This is a genomic window from Variovorax paradoxus B4, from assembly GCF_000463015.1.
GTDB classification, from domain to species: domain Bacteria; phylum Pseudomonadota; class Gammaproteobacteria; order Burkholderiales; family Burkholderiaceae_C; genus Variovorax; species Variovorax paradoxus_E.
Map to the genome: position 1 here is coordinate 182,711 of NC_022247.1, position 20,212 is coordinate 202,922.

The 20,212-nt window shown below is 67.9% G+C and carries 18 protein-coding genes; 17 read left to right on the forward strand and 1 reads right to left on the reverse strand.

The genetic code is table 11. The features are described from left to right. The first annotated feature begins 83 nt into the window (after positions 1–83). The 4 genes from VAPA_RS00890 (at position 84) to VAPA_RS00900 (ending at position 5,435) form a co-directional block, all read left to right on the forward strand. A complete protein-coding gene (locus tag VAPA_RS00890; RefSeq protein ID WP_021004885.1) occupies positions 84–2,411 on the forward strand; it encodes an ATP-binding protein in 2,328 nt (775 codons plus the stop codon). A 76-nt stretch (positions 2,412–2,487) separates the two neighbouring features. Then, entirely contained in the window at positions 2,488–2,799 is a 312-nt protein-coding gene (locus VAPA_RS35015) for a hypothetical protein (RefSeq protein ID WP_230558941.1), read from the forward strand. Then, positions 2,730–4,100: a S41 family peptidase gene (locus VAPA_RS00895; protein WP_021004886.1), complete on the forward strand. Its 1,371-nt coding sequence runs from the start codon at positions 2,730–2,732 to the stop codon at positions 4,098–4,100. Before VAPA_RS35015 ends, VAPA_RS00895 begins: the two co-directional genes overlap by 70 nt. A gap of 144 nt (positions 4,101–4,244) precedes the next feature. After that, on the forward strand, positions 4,245–5,435 hold the full coding sequence (locus tag VAPA_RS00900; RefSeq protein WP_021004887.1) for a nucleoside hydrolase: 1,191 nt from the start codon (positions 4,245–4,247) through the stop codon (positions 5,433–5,435). Between the two features lie 17 nt (positions 5,436–5,452). Here VAPA_RS00900 and recQ read toward each other — a convergent pair whose 3' ends face one another. Continuing rightward, positions 5,453–7,354: a DNA helicase RecQ gene (gene recQ / locus VAPA_RS00905; protein ID WP_021004888.1), complete on the reverse strand. Its 1,902-nt coding sequence runs from the start codon at positions 7,352–7,354 to the stop codon at positions 5,453–5,455. Positions 7,355–7,646: 292 nt separating this feature from the next. On the opposite strand from recQ, the gene VAPA_RS00910 reads away from it, so the two are divergent. The 13 genes from VAPA_RS00910 to VAPA_RS00970 all read left to right on the forward strand — a co-directional run bounded on the left by VAPA_RS00910 (position 7,647) and on the right by VAPA_RS00970 (position 20,196). After that, the gene (locus VAPA_RS00910; protein ID WP_021004889.1) at positions 7,647–8,615 is read left to right on the forward strand and encodes an ABC transporter substrate-binding protein; all 969 of its coding nucleotides are present in this window, start codon (positions 7,647–7,649) and stop codon (positions 8,613–8,615) included. Then, positions 8,596–9,474, forward strand: coding sequence for an ABC transporter permease (locus tag VAPA_RS00915; protein ID WP_021004890.1), 879 nt, complete (start codon positions 8,596–8,598; stop codon positions 9,472–9,474). Before VAPA_RS00910 ends, VAPA_RS00915 begins: the two co-directional genes overlap by 20 nt. Continuing rightward, positions 9,474–10,256, forward strand: coding sequence for an ABC transporter ATP-binding protein (locus tag VAPA_RS00920; protein WP_021004891.1), 783 nt, complete (start codon positions 9,474–9,476; stop codon positions 10,254–10,256). The genes VAPA_RS00915 and VAPA_RS00920 overlap by 1 nt, the downstream gene beginning before the upstream one ends. Before the next feature lie 89 nt (positions 10,257–10,345). Beyond that, positions 10,346–11,083, forward strand: coding sequence for a histidine utilization repressor (gene hutC, locus VAPA_RS00925; protein ID WP_041945964.1), 738 nt, complete (start codon positions 10,346–10,348; stop codon positions 11,081–11,083). Between the two features lie 59 nt (positions 11,084–11,142). Next, a complete protein-coding gene (gene hutH / locus VAPA_RS00930; RefSeq protein WP_021004893.1) occupies positions 11,143–12,696 on the forward strand; it encodes a histidine ammonia-lyase in 1,554 nt (517 codons plus the stop codon). A 24-nt stretch (positions 12,697–12,720) separates the two neighbouring features. Then, a complete protein-coding gene (hutU, locus tag VAPA_RS00935) occupies positions 12,721–14,445 on the forward strand; it encodes a urocanate hydratase (protein WP_021004894.1) in 1,725 nt (574 codons plus the stop codon). Positions 14,446–14,449: 4 nt separating this feature from the next. Continuing rightward, the gene (locus VAPA_RS00940; RefSeq protein ID WP_021004895.1) at positions 14,450–15,469 is read left to right on the forward strand and encodes an ornithine cyclodeaminase family protein; all 1,020 of its coding nucleotides are present in this window, start codon (positions 14,450–14,452) and stop codon (positions 15,467–15,469) included. Positions 15,470–15,491: 22 nt separating this feature from the next. After that, on the forward strand, positions 15,492–16,298 hold the full coding sequence (locus VAPA_RS00945) for a phosphate/phosphite/phosphonate ABC transporter substrate-binding protein (RefSeq protein WP_021004896.1): 807 nt from the start codon (positions 15,492–15,494) through the stop codon (positions 16,296–16,298). Beyond that, on the forward strand, positions 16,298–17,269 hold the full coding sequence (locus VAPA_RS00950) for a tripartite tricarboxylate transporter substrate binding protein (protein WP_021004897.1): 972 nt from the start codon (positions 16,298–16,300) through the stop codon (positions 17,267–17,269). Before VAPA_RS00945 ends, VAPA_RS00950 begins: the two co-directional genes overlap by 1 nt. Before the next feature lie 143 nt (positions 17,270–17,412). Further along, positions 17,413–18,147: an IclR family transcriptional regulator gene (locus VAPA_RS00955; protein WP_041946281.1), complete on the forward strand. Its 735-nt coding sequence runs from the start codon at positions 17,413–17,415 to the stop codon at positions 18,145–18,147. Between the two features lie 49 nt (positions 18,148–18,196). Then, complete coding sequence (locus tag VAPA_RS00960) at positions 18,197–18,949, forward strand: transporter substrate-binding domain-containing protein (RefSeq protein ID WP_021004899.1); 753 nt, start codon at positions 18,197–18,199, stop codon at positions 18,947–18,949. A gap of 12 nt (positions 18,950–18,961) precedes the next feature. Continuing rightward, positions 18,962–19,630: an amino acid ABC transporter permease gene (locus VAPA_RS00965; RefSeq protein ID WP_021004900.1), complete on the forward strand. Its 669-nt coding sequence runs from the start codon at positions 18,962–18,964 to the stop codon at positions 19,628–19,630. Next, positions 19,627–20,196 carry a HutD/Ves family protein gene (locus tag VAPA_RS00970; protein WP_021004901.1) on the forward strand — a complete coding sequence of 190 codons (570 nt, stop codon included), beginning with the start codon at positions 19,627–19,629 and terminating at the stop codon, positions 20,194–20,196. The genes VAPA_RS00965 and VAPA_RS00970 overlap by 4 nt, the downstream gene beginning before the upstream one ends. Positions 20,197–20,212: the final 16 nt, after the last annotated feature.

Below are 20,212 nucleotides of genomic sequence, written 5' to 3' on the forward strand. Positions count from 1 at the left end.
GTTTTTACCGCTTCCGCGTCTTCCCGAAGCCAAAAGTCTGCGTTATGGTCGCTCCAGGAAGTTCCTCGTCCGGAGGTTGTCTGATGGTCAAGCGTGCGGGTGTCGATGTGGTGGCTGCTGCGGTTCGCGGGCAGGCATTGCCGTCGCCTGGGCTCAAGGGTGCGCCGGTGCTCGAGCTGATGTGTTCGCACTTCGTGCTCACGCTGGCCGCCAAGCAGGGGCCGCGCTTCAACGTGCGCCGGGACATCAACGGCCTGCTCTCGCTCACCGGCCGCCACCTGGTGTGGCCGGTTGCCGTGCTGCAGCGGCTGCGCGAGTTCCTCGGCCGGCGCTGCGTCGGCAACGAGGCCTGGAAGGGCGTCGAGAATTTCGACGGCCGCACGCTGCTCGAGCGGCATGGCGTGTGGCGCGGGCCCTACGAGGAAGGCACGCTGTTCTTCTATCTCGACGAATACGCCAAGGACTACCCGAAGGACCTGCTCTCGGTGCTGGCCGTCACGCGCGACTGGCTCACGCATGCGCTACGCAAGCAGTCGACGTTGGTCGAGAAGAACATCGACGCGCTCGCGGGCCTCTTGCAGCTCAACAAGGCCGAGCGCGCGCTGCTGCTCTACGGCACGCTGGCGCGCTATCAGCGCGACCTGCGTTCGCTGCTGGTCGAGTTCAAGGTCAACAACGCGCCCGAGGCCTATGCCGCCATTGCCGACATCGCGGGCGTCAATGCCACCGAGGTGGGCGAGGCCTTGCGGGCGGGCTCTCGGCTGGAGCGCATCGGCCTGGTCGAGAACCTGATTTCCGAGCACAACATCACCGACCTGGCCGACCTGATGAAGGTCAGCGAGAAGCTGCCGCCGGTGCTGATGCGCGAATACCGCGACCACAACGAATTGATGGCCGTGTTCACGCGGCCTTCCGCCAAGAGTGCGCTCACCACGCACGACTTTTCCTTCGTCCAGGAAGACGCGCAGATGCTCGTCACGCTGCTGCGCGCGGCGGTGGCGCGCAAGGAGCCCGGCGTCAACGTGCTGCTCTACGGGCCGCCCGGCACCGGCAAGACCGAGCTCGCCAAGGTGGTGGCGCAGGCGGCGGGGCTCGAGCTGTTCGAGGTCGAATACGCCGACCGCGACGGCAACTCGCTGAGTGGCCGCGACCGCTACCGCTCGCTGCAGATCGCGCAGGTGTTTCTCAAGGGCAGCGCGCAGGCCGCGCTGCTGTTCGACGAAGTCGAGGACGTGTTTCCGCCCATCAGCACCGAGGCCGCGCAGTTCATGGCGCGCGCCGAGCAGATTCCGGCGCCCACCAGCGGCAGCGTGAGCGGCAAGGCCTGGGTCAACCAGATCCTCGAGGCCAACCCGGTGCCCACGCTCTGGGTCACCAACCGCATCGAGCAGATCGACCCGGCGTTCCGGCGCCGCTTCGCCTATCACCTGGAACTCAAGTCGCCGCCGCCCGGTGCGCGCGAGCAGCTGGTGAAGAAAACGCTCGAAGGCATCGTCGTGTCCGAGGCCTTCACCGCCAAGCTGGCCGAGCGCAAGGGCCTCACGCCCGCGCAGATCCGCACCGCGGTGCGCTTTGCGGGGCTGGCGCAGACCGCCGACGGCGCGTCGATGGAGGCGCTGATCGAGCGCCAGCTCAAGAACGCCGACCTCGCGCTCGGCACGCTCGACACCGGCCTGGGCGAGCGGCGCAGCGTCACCACCTACGACCTCGACATGCTCAACGTCGAGACCCGCTTCGAGATCCCGCGCATCGTGGCGGCGATCAAGGCGCGCGGCCACGGCACGCTGTGCTTCTACGGCGCGCCCGGCACCGGCAAGACCGCGCTGGCGGAGCACATCGCCAAGGCCATCGGCCGGCCGCTGATCATCAAGCAGGCCAGCGACCTCATGAGCAAGTACGTCGGCGAAACCGAGCAGAACATGGCGGCCATGTTCAAGGAAGCCGAAGCCGAGAAGGCCGTGCTGCTGCTCGACGAGGCCGACAGCTTCCTGCAGGACCGGCGCGGCGCGCAGCGCACCTACGAAGTGACCGAGGTCAACGAGATGCTGCAAGGCATGGAGCGCTTCAACGGCGTCTTCATCTGCACCACCAACCTGCTCGACCGGCTCGACCAGGCGGCGCTCAGGCGCTTCACCTTCAAGATCAAGTTCATGCCGCTCACCGCGCCGCAGCGCGAGCGCATGTTCGTGACCGAGGCGCTGGCGGGCGATGCCGCGCTGCTCACCGGGGAGATCAAGGCGCGGCTGGCGCAATTGCACCAGCTGTGCCCGGGGGATTTCGCGGCCGTGAAGCGGCAGACGGATATTCTCGCGGTCGAGTTCTCGGCCGCCGAATTCCTGGACCAGCTCGAGGCCGAGCATCGCATCAAGCCCGAGGTGCGCGAGTCGCGCGGCATCGGCTTCATGCAGTAGCCAGCAAGCAAGAAGGCCGCCCAGACGCGGCAGACAAGAAAAAACCGTCCGCCGCCGCGGACACGAGGAGGGTTCGATGAGCTTGGGCAATGGACACGCGCGGGAGACGCCGCGCTTCACCGCATCGGCTGCGGCCGCATTCGCATTGGCCGGCGTCGTCTGCGCACTGGCCGGCTGTGGAGGCGGCGGCGGCGGAGGAGGGGGCGGAGGCGGCGGGTTTCCGATCGTCGCTCCGCCCGCCACCACGCCCCCCACCAGCGGCGGCGATGGCGGCGGCGACGACGATGCCATCCTTGCCTCGGCCACCGTGGCCGGCCTGTGCGCCGCGCCGCGCGCCGGCGTCAACCCCGCAACGGGGCGGCGTACCCCGACAAGCCCGGCACGCTGACCGACGAGAAGCGCTGGGTGCGCGGCTGGATCGACGAGACCTACCTCTGGTACGGCGAGGTGCCCACCACCCTCAAGGCCGCCGACTACGCCACGCCGGTGGCCTACTTCAGCGTGCTCAAGAGCCCCGCCCTCACGGCGTCGGGCCGCGCGAAGGACCGCTTTCACTACGTGTACGACACCGAGCGCTACCGGCAGCTCTCGGAGAATGGCGTGGCGCCGGGCTACGGCATGGAGTTCGCGTTCGTGCGCAACTCGCGTCCGCGCGACCTGCGCATCGCGTTCACCGAACCCGGTTCGCCCGCGGCCACGGCGGGCATCGCGCGCGGCGCCAAGGTGCTCGAAATCGATGGCGTCAATGTGGTCTCAAGCACCAACACCACCGCAATCAACCGCGGCATCTCGCCCACCACCATCGGCGAATCGCACACCTTCGTCTTCGAGGTGGGCGGCGTCCGGCAGGCGCCCGTCACGCTGGAAGCCGCAAGCATCACGCGCACGCCGGTGCAGAACGTCAAGAGCATCGACACCGGCAGCGGCCGCGTCGGCTATCTGCTCTTCAACGACCACATCACGACCTCCGAGTCGCAGCTTGTCAACGCCTTCAACCAGTTCAGGCAGGACGGCGTGCAGGACCTGGTGCTCGACATGCGCTACAACGGCGGCGGCCAGCTCAACATCGCCAACCGGCTCGCCTCCATGGTGTCTTCATCGGCCACCACCTCGGGCAAGGTTTTCGAGCGCCTGGCCTTCAACGACAAGAACCCGTTCCACCTGACGCTGGCGCAGACCATCTATACCTTCCTCGGCACCAGCCGCACGGGCGCGACGCTGCCAAGGCTCGGCCTCCCGCAGGTCACGGTGCTGGTCGGTCCCGACACCTGCTCGGCCAGCGAGGCGGTCGTCAACGGCCTGCGCGGCATCGACGTCAAGGTCAATCTCGTGGGCGGCACCACCTGCGGCAAGCCCTATGGCTTCTCTCCGCAGGACAACTGCGGCACCAGCTATTTCGCGATCCAGTTCCAGGGCGTCAACAACAAGAACTTCGGCGACTACGGCGACGGATTCGCGCCCGACTGCGCCGTCGCCGACGATTTCGACCACCCGCTCGGCGACCCGGCCGAGGCGCGGCTGGCGGCCGCGCTTGCCATGCGCAACGGCGGCGCCTGCCCCGTTTCGGCCTCGGCCAAGACCCAGCCGGGGCTCGAGAAATCCGAGACGGCCGACGAGCAGCCCTACCTGCTCCATCGCTCGCCGCTGCGCGAAATGCGCCTGGTCGAAGCCGCTCCGTCGCCGGGCTGAACCACCTCGGCACCGGCCTCGGTTACCCCTTGAAACCTTGCGCTTTGCCACGCCCGTGGCAGGCCCTTTAGAGTGTTGCCAAACGTTTGCGCAAACGTTTGGCATTTCGTTCTACATGGCAAAGGCACTCGAAAAGGAGCCGGGATGACGATTCGGATTCAGCGACGCAGGTGGATGGCGGCGGCTTTGCTCGCCACGGCGCTCTCGGCCTGTGGAGGCGGCGGTGGCGGCAACAGCGGCATCGGGCTCGCACCGGGTTTCGGCGCTTCGCCGCCTCCGGCGCAGAAGATCATCATCGACAGCGACTACAACACCATGAGCGACGACGGCCAGCTCGGCGTCATGGCCGCGCAGCTGCAGGCCGAGGGCAAGGTGCAGGTCATGGGCATCAGCGTGGTGTCGGGCAACCAGTGGCTCAGGCAGGGCGTGGCCGACGCGCTGATGTCGGTCGAGCGGCTGGGCGTGGGCGACCGCATCGGCATCTATGCCGGTGCGAATTACGCGTTCAACCACGACCACGCGACCATCGAGGCCGAGATGGCGGCCGGCTCCGGCGGCGACGGCTACCTGGGCGCCTGGAGTTCGCCCGAGCCCAAGACCGATGCCGACCTGAAGCCCTCGCCCGACGGCTTTGCCACCCACACGGTGCTCCAGCGCAGGAGCGCGGTCGACTTCATTGTCGACACCGTGAAGGCCAACCCCAACGAGATCACCATCCTGGCCATCGGCCCGCTCACCAACATCGCGCTCGCGGTCAAGCAGAACCCCGAGATCGTGCCGCTGATCAAGAAGATCATCTACATGGGCGGCGCGGTCGACGTGCCGGGCAACACCACCAGGTACGCCGAGTTCAACTGGTGGTTCGACCCCGACGCCGCGCAGTTCGTGGTGCGGCTGCCGATTCCGCAGGTGGTGGTGCCGCTGGACGTGACCGACACCGTGTTCCTGACCAAGCCGATCTACGACCGCATCGCGCATCCGGCCACGCCCACCGCCGTGACCGAGGTGTTCCGCAAGCTCAACGGCTACGGCTTCAGCGGCACCAACGGCTTCGAGAACAACCCGGCCTACACGCAGAACATCTGGGACACGCTCACGCTCGCCTATCTCATCGACCCGGGCTATGCCACCGAAACCGTCGAGCGCTACGTCGACGTGGTCGCCAAGCCCGGCGCCGCCGACAACGGCCGCTCCGTCGGCTATGCCTCGCGGCCCGCGGGGCCGGTGCTGCAGAAGATGACGGTGGTGAAGAAGTTCGACAACGCGCGCTTCTTCGATCTCTATGTCGACCTGCTCACGCGTCCGGTGCCGGTCGCGCTGCGGCCCTCCAACTGAGACTGGGGGGAGCCCAGCTAGAACGCGCTGCAGACGCGCAGCACCTCGGAGCCGTAGGCCTCGAGCTTCTTGGTGCCGATGCCGCTGATGCCCTGCAGGTCTTCGAGCGTCGCAGGCGCGCGTTCGGAAATTGCCGCCAGCGTGGCGTCGTGAAAGATCACGTAGGCCGGCAGGTTGTGCTCGCGCGCCACTTCCGCGCGCCAGGCCTTGAGCGCCTCGAAGCGCTTCTGGCCGTCGGCGTCGAGTGCCGCGGCCGCGGGAGACGGGGCGCCGCGCGCCGCTTTCTCGCGCCGGGGCTTGCCGCCGCGCGCGGCCGGCGACGAAACCGACTCGCGCAGCGTCACGTTCGCTTCGCCCTTGAGCACTGCGCGCGAGCCTTCCGTGAGCTTCAGCGTATTGAAGGCTTCCGCATCGACGGCCAGCGCGCCCGTGGCGATGAGCTGCCGCAGCACGCCGCGCAACTGCACTTCGCTGAACTCCGCGCCGATGCCGAAGGTGCTGATGCGCTCATGCCCGAACTGCTTGACCTTCTCGGTTTCCTTGCCGCGCAGGATGTCCATGATGTGGCCCGCGCCAAAGCTGATGCCGCTGAGCTGCTGCACACGGTAGATGGTGGAGAGCAGCTTTCGCGCGGCATCGGTGCCGTCCCACACCTGCGGCGGGTTCAGGCAGTTGTCGCAGTTGCCGCAGGGCGTGCTCTTCTCGCCGAAGTAGCCGAGCAGACGCACGCGGCGGCAGTCGCTCGCCTCGGCCAGCGAGAGCAGCGCATCGAGCTTGCCGCGCATCACCTGCTTGAACTCTTCGCCCGCGGGGCTCTCGTCGATCATGCGGCGCTGGTTCACCACGTCCTGCAGGCCGTAGGTCATCCAGGCGTCGGCCGGCGCGCCATCGCGGCCCGCGCGGCCGGTTTCCTGGTAGTAGCCCTCGATGTTCTTGGGCATGTCGAGGTGGCCGACGAAGCGCACGTCGGGCTTGTCGATGCCCATGCCGAAGGCGATGGTCGCGACCATCACCACGCCCTCTTCGCGCAGGAAGCGGTCCTGGTGCTTCTGGCGCACCGCCGCGTCCAGGCCCGCGTGGTAGGGCAGCGCGTTGATGCCGGCATCGCGCAGCATCACGGCCACGTCTTCCACGCGCTTGCGCGACTGGCAATAGACCACGCCAGCGTCGCCCTCATGATCGCGTTCGATGAAGCGCAGCAGCTGCGTGGTCGCGTCCTTCTTCTCGACGATGGTGTAGCGGATGTTCGGCCGGTCGAAGCTGGAGACGAACTGGCGCGCTTCTTCCAACTGAAGCCGCTCGACGATGTCGGCGCGCGTGAGCGCATCGGCGGTGGCGGTGAGGGCGATGCGCGGTACGCCCGGATAGCGCTCGTGCAGCACCGTCAGCGCGCGGTATTCGGGCCGGAAGTCGTGGCCCCACTGGCTCACGCAATGCGCCTCGTCGATCGCGAACAGCGAGAGCTTGCCGCGCTCCTTCAGCGAATCGAGCTGCGAGAGAAAGCGCGGCGTGTTCACGCGCTCGGGCGCTGCATACAGCAGCGTGATCTCGCCGCGCAGCATGCGGCGCTCCACGTCCTGCGTCTGCTCCCAGTCGAGCGTGGAATTCAGGAAGGCCGCGTTGACCCCGGCCTCGTGCAGCGCGCCGACCTGGTCGTGCATCAGCGCGATCAGTGGCGACACCACCACCGAGACACCGCGCCCCGCACGCTGCCGCGCAATGGCCGGGATCTGGTAGCACAGCGACTTGCCGCCGCCCGTGGGCATCAGCACCAGTGCGTCTCCGCCGCCCACCACGTGGTCGACGATGTCTTGCTGCGGCCCGCGGAACTGCGAATAGCCGAAGACTTCGTGAAGGATGTCGGCGGGGGCGCTGCTGCTGCCGGGGGCGTCGAGGGGGAGGGGAGCGAGCGAGGACACAGGCAGCGGATGCGAAGGATGGGGATGGCAAGAAGGGGGAGGCGTCGATTGTCCCCCAGCGGCATCGATATGACTGTGGCACGAGGTTTGCAATCGTGAAGCCCGTCCCGCCGCCCTCCCTGTATAGACAGCAATCTGGTGCATTTTTGCTTAAGGAATGCACCGAAACGGTCCTCTCGGGTTATCCTGTATATACAAGTTGGGGTGCTTGGCAACAATGCGAGGCGCGCGCAGCCCGTGGTCGGGAGCGCATCGCCGAGCCTTTTCCTAGAAAACAGACCCAGGAGTACCCATGGTCAAGACGGTAGTTGTGAAAGTCGCTTCGCTGCTGGCAGCAGGTGCGTGTGCAGCAGGCATGGCCCAAACGGCCGCCGCGCAGGAAACCAAGATCGCGCTCGGCATGTCGGGCTGGACCGGCTTCGCGCCGCTCTCGCTGGCCGACAAGGCCGGCATCTTCAAGAAGAACGGCCTGGACGTCGAGCTCAAGATGATTCCGCAGAAGGACCGCCACCTGGCGCTGGCCGCGGGCGCCATCCAGTGCGCGGCCACCACGGTGGAAACGCACGTGGCCTGGAACGCCAACGGCGTGCCCATCGTGCAGATCTTCCAGATGGACAAGTCCTACGGCGCCGACGGCCTCGCGGTGCGCAACGACGTGAAGAGCTTCGCCGACCTCAAGGGCAAGACCATCGGCGTGAGCGCGCCCGGCACCGCGCCTTACTTCGGCCTGGCCTGGATGCTCAACAAGAACGGCATGACGCTGAAGGACGTGAAGGTGGTCTCGCTCGAGCCGCAGCCCGCGGCGCAAGCCTTCGTGGCCGGCCAGAACGATGCCGCCATGACCTACGAGCCCTACCTGTCGACCGTGCGCGCCAACCCCACCGCCGGCAAGATCCTGGCCACCACGCTCGACTACCCGATGGTGATGGACACCGTGGGCTGCGCGCCCACCTGGCTCAAGGCCAACGCCAAGGCCGCCGCCGCGCTCACCAAGTCGTACTTCGACGCGCTCGACATGATCAAGGCCGACCCGGCCAAGGCCAACGAACTCATGGGCTCGGCCGTGAAGCAGACCGGCGAGCAGTTCGCCAAGTCGTCGGCCTACCTGCGCTGGCAGGACAAGGCGGCCAACCAGAAATTCTTCGCGGGCGAGCTCACCAGCTTCATGAAGGAAGCCACGCCCATCCTGCTGGAGGCCGGCGTGATCCGCAAGGCGCCTGAAGACTACGCAGCCACCTTCGATGCAAGCTTCGTCAAGTAAGGCACTGCCGCAGGTGCCGCCGCGCGCGGCGCCGCCTGCATCGTCCGTTTCCCCCCAGGCCGCCGCGCCCGTGCGGCGCCGTTCGCTCGCGCCGCTCGAGCCCATCGGCGGGCGTGCCCGCGTGCTGCTCGGCCTCGGCTTCTTCGTGGCCTTCGTGCTCGTGTGGTCCATTGCCACGCTCGGCGGCTTTGTGCCGCCGACCTTCCTGGCCAGCCCGGTGACCATGCTGAAGGAAGGCTGGATGCTGTTCGCCGAGTTCGGCTTCATCGGCGACGTGGGCATGACCGTGTGGCGCGTGTTCGGCGGCTTCCTGCTGGCCGCCGTGCTGGCGGTGCCGCTGGGCATTGCCATGGGCACCTGGAAGGCCGTGGAGGCCTTCTTCGAGCCCTTCGTCTCGTTCTGCCGTTACCTGCCGGCCTCCGCCTTCATTCCGCTGCTCATCCTGTGGGCGGGCCTGGGCGAGATGCAGAAGCTGCTGGTGATCTTCATCGGCTCGTTCTTCCAGATCGTGCTGATGGTGGCAGTCACGGTGGGCGGCGCGCGGCGCGACCTCGTCGAGGCCGCCTACACGCTGGGCGCGAAGAGCCGCGGCATCGTGGCGCGCGTGCTCATCCCGGGCGCCGCACCCGGCATTGCCGAGACGCTGCGCCTGGTGCTCGGCTGGGCCTGGACCTACGTGATCGTGGCGGAACTCATCGGCTCCTCGTCGGGCATCGGCCACATGATCACCGACAGCCAGGCGCTCCTGAACACCGGGCAGATCATCTTCGGGATCATCGTGATCGGCGTCATCGGGCTGGTGTCCGACTTCGCTTTCAAGGCGCTCAACCGCCGCATGTTCGCCTGGGCTGCACTCTGATGAAGGACCAACTTTCCATCCAGGGCGTGTCGCGCGTCTTCGCCGGCACCAAGGGCCAGAGCACGCAGGCGCTGCTGCCCATCGACTTCGAGGTGCGCGAGAACGACTTCGTCACCATCCTCGGCCCCTCGGGCTGCGGCAAGTCGACGCTGCTGCGCATCGTCGCGGGGCTGGACTTTCCGACCACCGGCCAGGTGCTGCTCGACGGCGAGCGCATCGACGGCCCGGGCGCGGACCGCGGCGTGGTGTTCCAGAGCTACACGCTGTTCCCGTGGCTCACGGTGGCGCAGAACATCCGCTTCGGCCTGCGCGAGCGCGGCATGAGCGAGGCCGACCAGAAGGAGCGCAGCGAGTTCTTCATCGCCAAGGTGGGCCTGCGCGGCTTCGAGCACCATTTTCCGAAGCAGCTCTCGGGCGGCATGCAGCAGCGCACCGCGATTGCGCGCGCGCTCGCCAACGACCCCAAGATGCTGCTGCTGGACGAGCCCTTCGGCGCGCTCGACAACCAGACCCGCGTGCTGATGCAGGAGCTCTTGCTCGGCATCTGGGAGTCGGCGCGCAAGACGGTGCTGTTCGTCACGCACGACATCGACGAGGCGATCTTCATGGCCAACCGCGTGGCGGTGTTCAGCGCGCGGCCGGGGCGCATCAAGACCGAGATCGCGGTCGACTTCCCGCATCCGCGCAGCTACACCATCAAGACCTCGCCGGAGTTCATGGAAATCAAGGCGCGGCTGACCGAAGAGATCCGCGCCGAGTCGATGGCCGCGGCCGAGCACTGACATGAGCCCCCACGCTCATTACTTCGTGTATTCGCTGCCCCCCGAGGGGGTGCAGGCCTGCCTTGGGGCGGCCCGGCGGGAGGCCTGAAATGAAACGCGACCTGCCGTCCCTCGCGCTCTATGCGCAAGTCAAGGATCACATCTCCCGCAGGATCCAGGACGGCACCTGGCCGGCCGGCCATCGCCTGCCTTCCGAGAGCGAGCTGGTCGCGCAGTTCGGCATCTCGCGCATGACGGTGAACCGCGCGCTGCGCGAGCTGATGGAGCAGGGCCGCATCGTGCGCGTGGCCGGCGTCGGCAGCTTCGTGGCCGAGAACAAGCCGCAGTCCACGCTGCTGCAGATCGCCAACATCGCGAGCGAGATCCGCCAGCGCGGGCACGACTACCGCTGCGAGATGCTCGCGGTCGAACGCCTGGCCGCCTCGCCCGACGTGGCCGCCTGGCTCGACATGCGCGCGGGCACCTCGGTGTTCCACAGCGTCTGCCTGCACCTGGAGAACGACACGCCGGTGCAGCTGGAGGAGCGCTACGTCAATCCGCTGGTCGTGCCCGACTACCTCGAGCAGGACTTTGCCGCCGTGCCGCCCAGCGAGTACCTGGTGCGCAACGTGCCCTTCGACCAGATCGAGCACGTGGTCGATGCCGTGCTGCCCACCGCGGAGCAGGCGGGCCGGCTCGCGATGGAGCCCACCGACCCCTGCCTGCTGCTCACGCGCCGCACCTGGACGCGCAACACGCCGGTCACCTGGGTGCGCTGCCTGCATCCGGCGTCGCGCTACAGCCTGGGCAGCCGCTTCAAGGCCGACGGCAACCCGTCCTTCGGCTGACTTTTTCGTCACGGAAACCGAAGGTTTTCTCTCGCAACCACTTGTATAGACAGGTTCACATGCCAACAAGCAAACACACCGCCACCACCCTGACCCTCGCGCCCGGCAAGGTGGATCTCGCCATGCTGCGCCGCATCCAGGCCGGTGGCGTGCGGCTGGCGCTCGATCCTTCGGTGCAGGAGGGCATGGCGCGCGCCGAAGCGGCGGTGCGCCACATCGTCGACAACGACCAGGTGGTCTACGGCATCAACACCGGCTTCGGCAAGCTCGCGAGCACGCGCATCGGCAACGACCACCTGGCCGAACTGCAGCGCAACCTCGTGCTGTCGCACAGCGTGGGCACGGGCGAGCCGCTGGCCGCGCCGGTGGTGCGCGTGGTGCTCGCGACCAAGGCCGTGAGCCTGGCGCGCGGCCATTCGGGCGTGCGGCCCGCGCTGGTCGATGCGCTGCTGGCCCTGTTCAATGCGGGCGTCATGCCGCGCATTCCGTGCAAGGGTTCGGTCGGCGCCTCGGGCGACCTCGCACCGCTCGCCCACATGGCCTGCGTGCTGATCGGCGAGGGCGAAGCCACCACGGCCGAGGGCGCCGTGGTCAGCGGTGCCGAAGCCATGCGCCTCGTCGGCCTGGAGCCCTTCGTGCTCGGCCCCAAGGAAGGCCTGGCGCTGCTCAACGGCACGCAGGTGTCGACCGCGCTCGCGCTCGCCGGCCTGTTCGGCGCGGAAGACGTGTTCGCCTCTTCGCTGATGTCGGGCGCGCTCTCGCTCGAAGCCATCCAGGGTTCGATCAAGCCTTTCGACGCGCGCATCCATGCCGCGCGCGGCCAGCCGGGACAGATCGCGGTGGCGGGCGCGGTGCGCACGCTGCTCGAAGGCAGCGAGATCGTGCCGTCGCATGCCGACTGCGGCCGCGTGCAGGACCCGTATTCGGTGCGCTGCATCCCGCAAGTGATGGGCGCCTGCCTCGACAACCTCGCGCATGCCGCGCGCGTGCTGGTGATCGAAGCCAATGCCGCATCGGACAACCCGCTGGTGTTCTGCGACACGGGCGAAGTGATCTCGGGCGGCAACTTCCACGCCGAGCCGGTGGCCTTCGCGGCCGACATCATCGCGCTGGCCGTGAGCGAAGTGGGCGCCATTGCCGAGCGCCGCATCGCGCTCTTGCTCGACACCGGCCTGTCGGGCCTGCCGCCGTTCCTGGTGCGCGACGGCGGCCTGAATTCGGGCTTCATGATCGCGCAGGTCACGGCTGCCGCCCTCGCGTCGGAGAACAAGTCGCTCGCCCATCCCGCGAGTGTCGACAGCCTGCCCACCTCGGCCAACCAGGAAGACCACGTCTCGATGGCCACCTTCGCGGCGCGCCGGCTCGGCGACATGGTCAACAACACGGCTGTTGTCGTCGGCATCGAGGCCATGGCCGCTGCGCAAGGCATCGAACTCAAGAGAAAGCTGAAAAGCTCCCCGCTGGTGGAGGCGGAGTTCGCCGCCATCCGCCAGAAGGTCGCCTTCCTCGAACGCGACCGCTACCTCGCGCCCGACATTGAAGCCATGCGCCAGTGGGCGCTGAAGGCTGAATTGCCGGCCGCGCTCTTGAACATCCTGCCCAGTCACGCCTGAACACCGATCAAGGAGAACCTCGCCATGAACGCACCCGAAAAGCTCCCGCTGCAAAACACCGATCCGCGCCACGACCCCACGCGCGTGATCCGCGCCCCGCGCGGCAGCACGCTCAGCTGCAAGAGCTGGCTCACCGAGGCGCCTTACCGCATGCTGCAGAACAACCTCGACGCCGAGGTGGCCGAGCGTCCGCAAGACCTCGTGGTGTACGGCGGCATCGGCCGCGCCGCGCGCAACTGGGCCTGCTACGACCAGATCCTCGCGTCGCTGAAGGAGCTGAACGACGACGAGACGCTGCTCATCCAGTCGGGCAAGCCGGTCGGCGTGTTCAAGACGCACGAGAACGCGCCGCGCGTACTGCTCGCCAATTCGAATCTCGTGCCCAAGTGGGCCACCTGGGAGCACTTCAACGAGCTCGACCGCCAGGGCCTCTTCATGTACGGCCAGATGACGGCCGGCAGCTGGATCTACATCGGCAGCCAGGGCATCGTGCAGGGCACCTTCGAGACCTTCGTCGAGGCCGGCCGCCAGCACTACGGCAACAGCCTCGCAGGCAAGTGGATCCTCACGGCCGGCCTCGGCGGCATGGGCGGTGCGCAGCCGCTCGCGGCCACGCTCGCGGGCGCGGTGTCGCTCAACATCGAGTGCCAGCAGACCAGCATCGACTTCCGCCTGCGCACGCGCTACGTCGACAAGCAGGCGCGCGACATCGACCACGCACTCGAGCTCATCCAGCAGCACTGCGACGCGAAGGAGGCCGTGTCGATCGCGCTGCTCGGCAATGCGGCCGACATCCTTCCCGAGCTCGTGAAGCGCGCGAAGGCCGGCGGACTCAAGCCCGACCTCGTGACCGACCAGACCTCCGCGCACGACCTGATCAACGGCTACCTGCCTTCGGGCTGGAGCGTGCCGCAATGGCAGGCCGCGATGAAGGACGCCTCGCAGCACGACGCGCTCAAGAAAGCCGCGGCCAAGTCGTGCGCCGTGCACGTGCAGGCCATGCTCGACTTCCAGGCCATGGGCATCCCCACGGTCGACTATGGCAACAACATCCGTCAGGTCGCCTTCGACGAAGGCGTGAAGAACGCGTTCGACTTCCCGGGCTTCGTGCCGGCCTACATCCGCCCGCTGTTCTGCGAAGGCAAGGGCCCGTTCCGCTGGGTCGCGCTTTCGGGCGACCCGGAAGACATCTACAAGACCGACGCCAAGATCAAGGAGCTGTTCCCCGAGAACACCCACACCCACCGCTGGCTCGACATGGCGCGCGAGCGCATCGCCTTCCAGGGCCTGCCGGCGCGCATCTGCTGGCTGGGCCTGGGCGAGCGCCACATCGCGGGCCTGGCCTTCAACGAGATGGTGAAGAGCGGCGAACTCAAGGCGCCCATCGTCATCGGCCGCGACCACCTCGACACCGGCTCGGTGGCCAGCCCCAACCGCGAGACCGAAGCCATGAAGGACGGCACCGATGCGGTGAGCGACTGGCCATTGCTCAACGCGCTGCTCAACACCGCGGGTGGCGCCACCTGGGTCAGCCTGCACCATGGCGGCGGCGTGGGCATGGGCTACTCGCAGCACTCGGGCGTGGTGATCGTGTGCGACGGCACCGACGCCGCGGCCAAGCGCATCGAGCGCGTGCTCTGGAACGACCCGGCCACCGGCGTGATGCGCCATGCCGACGCGGGCTACGACATTGCCGTGGCCACCGCGAAGAAGCAGGGCCTCAATCTGCCGATGATCAAGAAAGGATGATGCGATGTCTGCCGAAACGAATTCCGAACCCATCTACCTGCACTACCTGAACCACCTCGACGTGCAGGCGCTTGCGATGACCGATGCCGAGATCGTCGCGGCCGTCGAAGAGGGCCTGGTGGCCCAAGGCCGCGGCGAGACCACCATCGAGCCGCGCATGCACCTGGTGCCCGAGAAGGACTACCCGGGCCACTTCAACGTGCTGCGCGGCTACATCCGTCCGCTCGGCGTGGCGGGCGTGAAGGTGGTAGGCGACTTCTATCGCAACTACCAGGTCGGCCTGCCGTCGGAGCTCGCGCTGCTGAACCTGTTCGACCCGAAGACCGGCGTGCCGGTGGCCATCGTCGATGCCTCCGACATCACCGACATGCGCACCGGCGCGATCACGGCCATCGGCGCCAAGCACCTCGCGCGCAAGAATTCGAAGATCCTGGGCCACATCGGCGCGCGCGGCACCTCGTACTGGAACGTGCGCCTGCTCGACTCGATCTTCGACTTCGACGAGATCCGCGTGCACTCGCGCCGGCCCGAGAGCCGCAACGCCTTTGCCGCCACGCTGGAGCGCGACCTCGGCAAGAAGATCGTCGTGACCGAGGACTGGGAATCGTGCGTGCGCGGCGCCGACATCGTGGTCGAGGCCTCGCGCCTCGAAAAGCCCGAGCCGGTGCTCAAGACCGAGTGGATCAAGAAGGGCGCCTGCATCATTCCGTACGGCACCATGAGCGCGGTCGAGCTGTCGCTGACCGACATCATGGACAAGATGGTGATGGACGACTGGGGTCAGGCCAAGGCCGGCCCCTTCGGTGCACTGCGCGCACACGTCGACAGCGGTCGCCTGTCGGAAAAGACGCTGCACGCCGAGCTCGGCCAGATCGTCGCGGGCCTGAAGCCCGGGCGCGAGAGCGACGAGGAGACCAACCTGTTCTGGCATCGCGGCCTCTCGCTGTCGGACATCGCGCTCGGCGCGGCGATGCTCGCGAAGGCGAAGAAGATGGGGCTCGGCCAGCAACTGCGCTTCCGCTGACCGGCGCATCGGAACCATTGCGATGACGCCCGTCGCCAACGCGCGCATGTACTCGGCCACCGCCTCGGTGCGCGCCGACTGGAAGCAGCTTCTCGCGTGGGCGCTGGCACGCGCCGGCCTCGCGTGGGACGTGATCGACTACGACGCGCCCGCGCCGCTTTCCGCGCTGTGGGCGCGCGACGACCTCGGGCTCGCGATGATGTGCGGCCTGCCGTTCTCGCAGCGCGCGCCGCGCCCCACGCTGGTGGCTGCGCCGCTGCCTTCGCCTGCGCGCTATGGCGGCCGCCCGGTGTACTTCACCGACATCGTGGTGCGCACCGGCTCGGCCTTCGAAACGCTGGAAGACACCTTCGGCGGCATCGTGGGCTACACGCTGGCCGACTCGATGTCGGGCGGCGTGGCGTTGCGCAACCATCTCGCGCCGTATCGCGCGGCGCGCGGCATGCGTCTTTACCGCGGCGCCGTCGGCGGCCTCATCCATGCACGCGGGGTGATCGAGGCCCTCGTCGAGGGCCGCATCGACGTGGGCCCGCTCGACAGCTACTACCACGACCTGCTGCGGCGCAACGAGCCGGCGCTCGCGCAGAAGGTGCGCATCGTCGACAGCACCGAGGCCATGCCGATCCCGCCGCTCGTCGCAACGACGCCGCTCACGCCCGGCGAGCTCGCGTGCATTCGCAGCGCATTGCAGGAAGCCACCCGCACGCCCGAGCTCGCGGCCGTGACGGAACGGTTGTTGCTTGCAGGTTTCGTCTCGCCCGATCCTGCGGACTACGACGTTCTTGCGGCGATCTCCCTTCGTGCCATTCCCCCTTTCGAGGAACTCTGATGTCGATCAACCGCCGTGCGGCCGTCCTGTTGCCCCTGTTGCTTTGCGCCGCGCCATGGCTCGCGCATGCGCAGGCCTATCCCGAAAAACCCATCCACGTCGTCGTGCCGTTCGCGCCCGGCGGTCCGGCCGATGCGGTGGCCCGCATCCTCGGCCAGGAGCTGGTCGACACGCTGGGCCAGCCCTTCATCATCGACAACAAGGTCGGCGCCGCGGGCAACATCGGCGTGGCGCAGATCGCCAAGGCCGCGCCCGACGGCTACACGCTCGGCATCGTGCCGGTCGGCAATGTCGCGGTGAACCCGAGCCTCTTTCCGTCGCTGCCCTACAAGGTGTCGGAGCTGCAGCCGGTCGCAATGCTCGCCGTGGTCGAGAACGTGCTGGTCGTCAATGCGTCCGTGCCGGCCAGGTCGGTGAAGGAGCTGCTCGCGCTCGCCAGGCAGAAGCCCGGCACGCTGAGCTTCGCATCGCCCGGCGCCGGCAGCCAGGCGCATCTGGCCGGCGAACTGATGGCGCTCGACGGCGACGTGCAGCTGATCCACGTGCCCTACAAGGGCATCGGCCCGGCGCTCAACGACGTGGTGGGCGGACAGGTCACGATGATGTTTGGCTCGCTCTCGGCCGTGCTGCCTTTCGTCAAGAGCGGCAAGCTGCGGGCGATCGGCCTCGCGAGCCTCAAGCGCTCGGCCGCGATGCCGGAGCTGCCCACCGTGGCCGAGCAGGGCCTGCCCGGTTTCGAGGCCATCTCCTGGTATGCGCTGATGGCGCCGGCCGGCACGCCGACGCCCATCGTCGAGCGCCTCAACGCAGAAACGGCGCGCGTGCTGGCCAGGCCCGAGATGAAGGAGAAGTTCGCGGGCCTGGGCCTCGAGCCCGGCACCGGCAAGCCGCAGGACATCGCCGCCAACATCCAGAGCGAAAGCGCCCGCTGGTCGGCCGTGATCCGAAAAAGGAACATCAAGCCGGAGTGAGCCCGCCGCACGCGGGTTCGCGCGGCACCGGCAGCAAAAAGACGCCGGCATTCCCACTGGGTGGGAATGAGGGCTTGGAGCCCGGGACGGCGCGCAAGATACTGCACGCCGTCTCTGCCTCGGACTCCCGCCACCGCCCTGCCATGACGCTCCCCCTCGATGCTCCGGCCCACAACGAGCGCGCGCTGCGCGTGCTGTCGGTGCTGGCGCAGAGCAAGTCGGCGATGAGCGCGGCCGAGCTCGTCGAAGCCACGGGCCTCGTCAAGAGCACGCTGTACCGGCAGATCGCGGTGCTGCGTCGCTGGGGCTTCGTGATGGAGACCGACGGGCGCTACTCACCGGGCCCCGTGAGCGTGCAGCTCGCGAGCGGCTTCGACGGCAACTCCGACCTCGTCATGGCCGCGCGTGCCGACATGCGCGCGCTCGCACAGCAGAGCCATGAAAGCGTGGCGCTGGTCACGGCCGTGAACGACCGCGTGGTGTGCCTCGAGATGATCGACAGCGAGCAGTCGCTGCGCTGCTCGTTCGACCGGGGCCGCAGCGTGCCGGCGCGCGACGGCGCCAGCGCCAAGTGCCTGCTGGCCCATCTGCCGCTCGATCAGCGCGACGCCTTGCTCGACGCGCTCGGCGACAGCCCCGAGCGGCGCACCGAACGTGCCGCCGAGCTCGACGCGATTCGCGAGGCCGGCCATGCCGTGACCCACGGCGAGGTCGATGCCGGCGTCTGGGGCGCCAGCGCACCGGTGCTCGGCCCGGGCCGCCGCCTGCGCGGCGCGATCACGCTCATGGCGCCGCTCACGCGCGCCGGGGGCATGGAAGCTGCATGGGTCCACATGACCGTCGTCACCGCGGCGCGCATCTCGCGCGCCCTGCAATAGCCATCGCCGCCTTTCCTTCTTTCCTTTTCAAACCCACGGAAGCCTTCACATGAACACCCGCCGCACCCTCATCGCCGCCGCACTCTCCAGCCTTGCGTTCTTCGGCCTCGCCGCCAGCGCGCAAGCCCAGGGCGAGCCGCTGCGCGTGGCCACCGACGCCACCTTTCCGCCGATGGAGTACGTGGAGAACGGCAAGCGCACGGGCTTCGACGTGGAGCTGGTAGAGGCCATCGGCAAGACGCTGGGCCGCAAGATCGAATGGATCGACATCGACTTCAAGGGCCTCGTGCCGGGCCTGATCTCCAAGCGCTTCGACATGGCCGTGTCGGCCATCTACATCACCGACGAGCGCAAGAAGGTCGTCGACTTCACCGTGCCCTACTACGCGGGCGGCCTCGTGGTGATGGTGAAGGACGGCAACACGGCCATCAAGACGCCGGCCGACATCAACGGCAAGAAGGTCAGCGTGCAGGTGGGCACCAAGTCGGTCGCCTACACCAAGGAGAAGTTCCCGCAGGTGCAGCTGATGGAAGTCGAGAAGAACCAGGAGATGTTCAACCTCGTGGACATCGGCCGTGCCGATGCCGCCGTGACCGGCAAGCCCGCCGCCTACCAGTACGTGCGCACGCGCGGCGGCCTGAAGGTGCTGCCGGAGCAGATCACCACCGAGGAATACGGCATGGCCATCCGCAAGGACACGCCCGAGCTCACCAAGGCCGTGAACGGCGCCATCGAGAAGCTCAAGGCCGACGGCACCTACGCGCAGATCGTCGCCAAGTGGTTCAGCGCCAGCGCCAAATAAGCAAGGCGGCGCATGGATCTCGACTTCTCGCCGGTCTGGCAGGGCTGGCCCGACCTGCTGCGCGGCGCGCTGGTCACGGTGGAAATCACCGCCTGCGCGCTTGCGCTCGGCTGCGTGCTGGGCCTCCTGGTCGGCATCGGCCGGCTCAACCCGAAGCGGCGCTGGCTCTACGGCGTTTGCACGGCGTACGTCGCGGCCATCCGCGGCACGCCGCTCTTGGTGCAGCTGTTCATCCTGTTCTTCGGGCTGCCGCATTTCGGCATCCTGCTGCCGGCCTTTTTGTGCGGCGTGCTGGGGCTGGGAGTGTATTCGGGCGCGTACGTGTCGGAGATCGTGCGCGGCGCGATCCAGTCGATCGACAAGGGCCAGACCATGGCGGCGCAGTCGCTGGGCATGACGCCCGGCACGGCGATGCGCGAAATCGTGCTGCCGCAGGCGGTGGTGCGCATGATCCCGCCGCTGGGCAACGAGTTCATCGCGCTCATCAAGAACTCGGCGCTGGTGTCGCTCTTGACGATCCACGACGTGATGCACGAGGGGCAGAAGATCATCAGCGTGTCGTATCGCTCGCTGGAGGTCTACCTGGCCATCGCGCTCGTGTACTTCGTGCTCACGGGCACGATGACGCTGGTCCTGCGGCATTTCGAGCAGAAGCTGCGGCAGGGCGGGTTGATGCGATGAGCGTGGTTCGATTTTCTCGCGCCGCGCTCCGGGTCATGCCCTGGAAGAACGGTGGCGGCACCACGCAGGAAATTGTCAGCTGGCCCCAGGGCACGGGCCTCGACAGCTTCGGCTGGCGCGCAAGCATCGCGACCATTGCGGCGGCCGGGCCGTTTTCGACATTCGCAGGCGCAGACCGCAGCATCATGCTGCTGGAAGGCGACGGCGTGCGGCTGGTCACGCAGGATGGGCGGGTGGATCATCGGCTCGACGCGCCGCATCGGCCGTTCGCATTCAGCGGCGACGACGCGATCGATTGCACGCTGCTCGGCGGCGCATCGAACGATTTCAACGTGATGACGCGGCGAGGCCAGTGGCGCGCCGACGTGCGGGTGCTCGCAGAGGCTGCGGCCATCGAGGCGGCGCCGCACGGCGTGCTCCTTGCGCTGCGCGGCGCATGGCGGCTGAGCGGCGAGCCCTGCCGCGAAGGCGAAGGGCTGTACTGGACCGACAGCGCGCAGGCATGGCAGGCCGTGCCCGAGGGTGAAGGCGCGCGGCTGGCTGTGGTTCGCATCGTGCCGGCGTAAGCTGTGCAAACACTGG

Coding starts and splice junctions, on each gene's coding strand:
- VAPA_RS00890 (WP_021004885.1), top strand. CDS start 84: ATGGTCAAGCGTGCGGGTGTCGATGTGGTGGCTGCTGCGGTTCGCGGG.
- VAPA_RS35015 (WP_230558941.1), top strand. CDS start 2,488: ATGAGCTTGGGCAATGGACACGCGCGGGAGACGCCGCGCTTCACCGCA.
- VAPA_RS00900 (WP_021004887.1), top strand. CDS start 4,245: ATGACGATTCGGATTCAGCGACGCAGGTGGATGGCGGCGGCTTTGCTC.
- VAPA_RS00910 (WP_021004889.1), top strand. CDS start 7,647: ATGGTCAAGACGGTAGTTGTGAAAGTCGCTTCGCTGCTGGCAGCAGGT.
- VAPA_RS00915 (WP_021004890.1), top strand. CDS start 8,596: ATGCAAGCTTCGTCAAGTAAGGCACTGCCGCAGGTGCCGCCGCGCGCG.
- VAPA_RS00920 (WP_021004891.1), top strand. CDS start 9,474: ATGAAGGACCAACTTTCCATCCAGGGCGTGTCGCGCGTCTTCGCCGGC.
- hutC (WP_041945964.1), top strand. CDS start 10,346: ATGAAACGCGACCTGCCGTCCCTCGCGCTCTATGCGCAAGTCAAGGAT.
- hutH (WP_021004893.1), top strand. CDS start 11,143: ATGCCAACAAGCAAACACACCGCCACCACCCTGACCCTCGCGCCCGGC.
- hutU (WP_021004894.1), top strand. CDS start 12,721: ATGAACGCACCCGAAAAGCTCCCGCTGCAAAACACCGATCCGCGCCAC.
- VAPA_RS00940 (WP_021004895.1), top strand. CDS start 14,450: ATGTCTGCCGAAACGAATTCCGAACCCATCTACCTGCACTACCTGAAC.
- VAPA_RS00945 (WP_021004896.1), top strand. CDS start 15,492: ATGACGCCCGTCGCCAACGCGCGCATGTACTCGGCCACCGCCTCGGTG.
- VAPA_RS00950 (WP_021004897.1), top strand. CDS start 16,298: ATGTCGATCAACCGCCGTGCGGCCGTCCTGTTGCCCCTGTTGCTTTGC.
- VAPA_RS00955 (WP_041946281.1), top strand. CDS start 17,413: ATGACGCTCCCCCTCGATGCTCCGGCCCACAACGAGCGCGCGCTGCGC.
- VAPA_RS00960 (WP_021004899.1), top strand. CDS start 18,197: ATGAACACCCGCCGCACCCTCATCGCCGCCGCACTCTCCAGCCTTGCG.
- VAPA_RS00965 (WP_021004900.1), top strand. CDS start 18,962: ATGGATCTCGACTTCTCGCCGGTCTGGCAGGGCTGGCCCGACCTGCTG.
- VAPA_RS00970 (WP_021004901.1), top strand. CDS start 19,627: ATGAGCGTGGTTCGATTTTCTCGCGCCGCGCTCCGGGTCATGCCCTGG.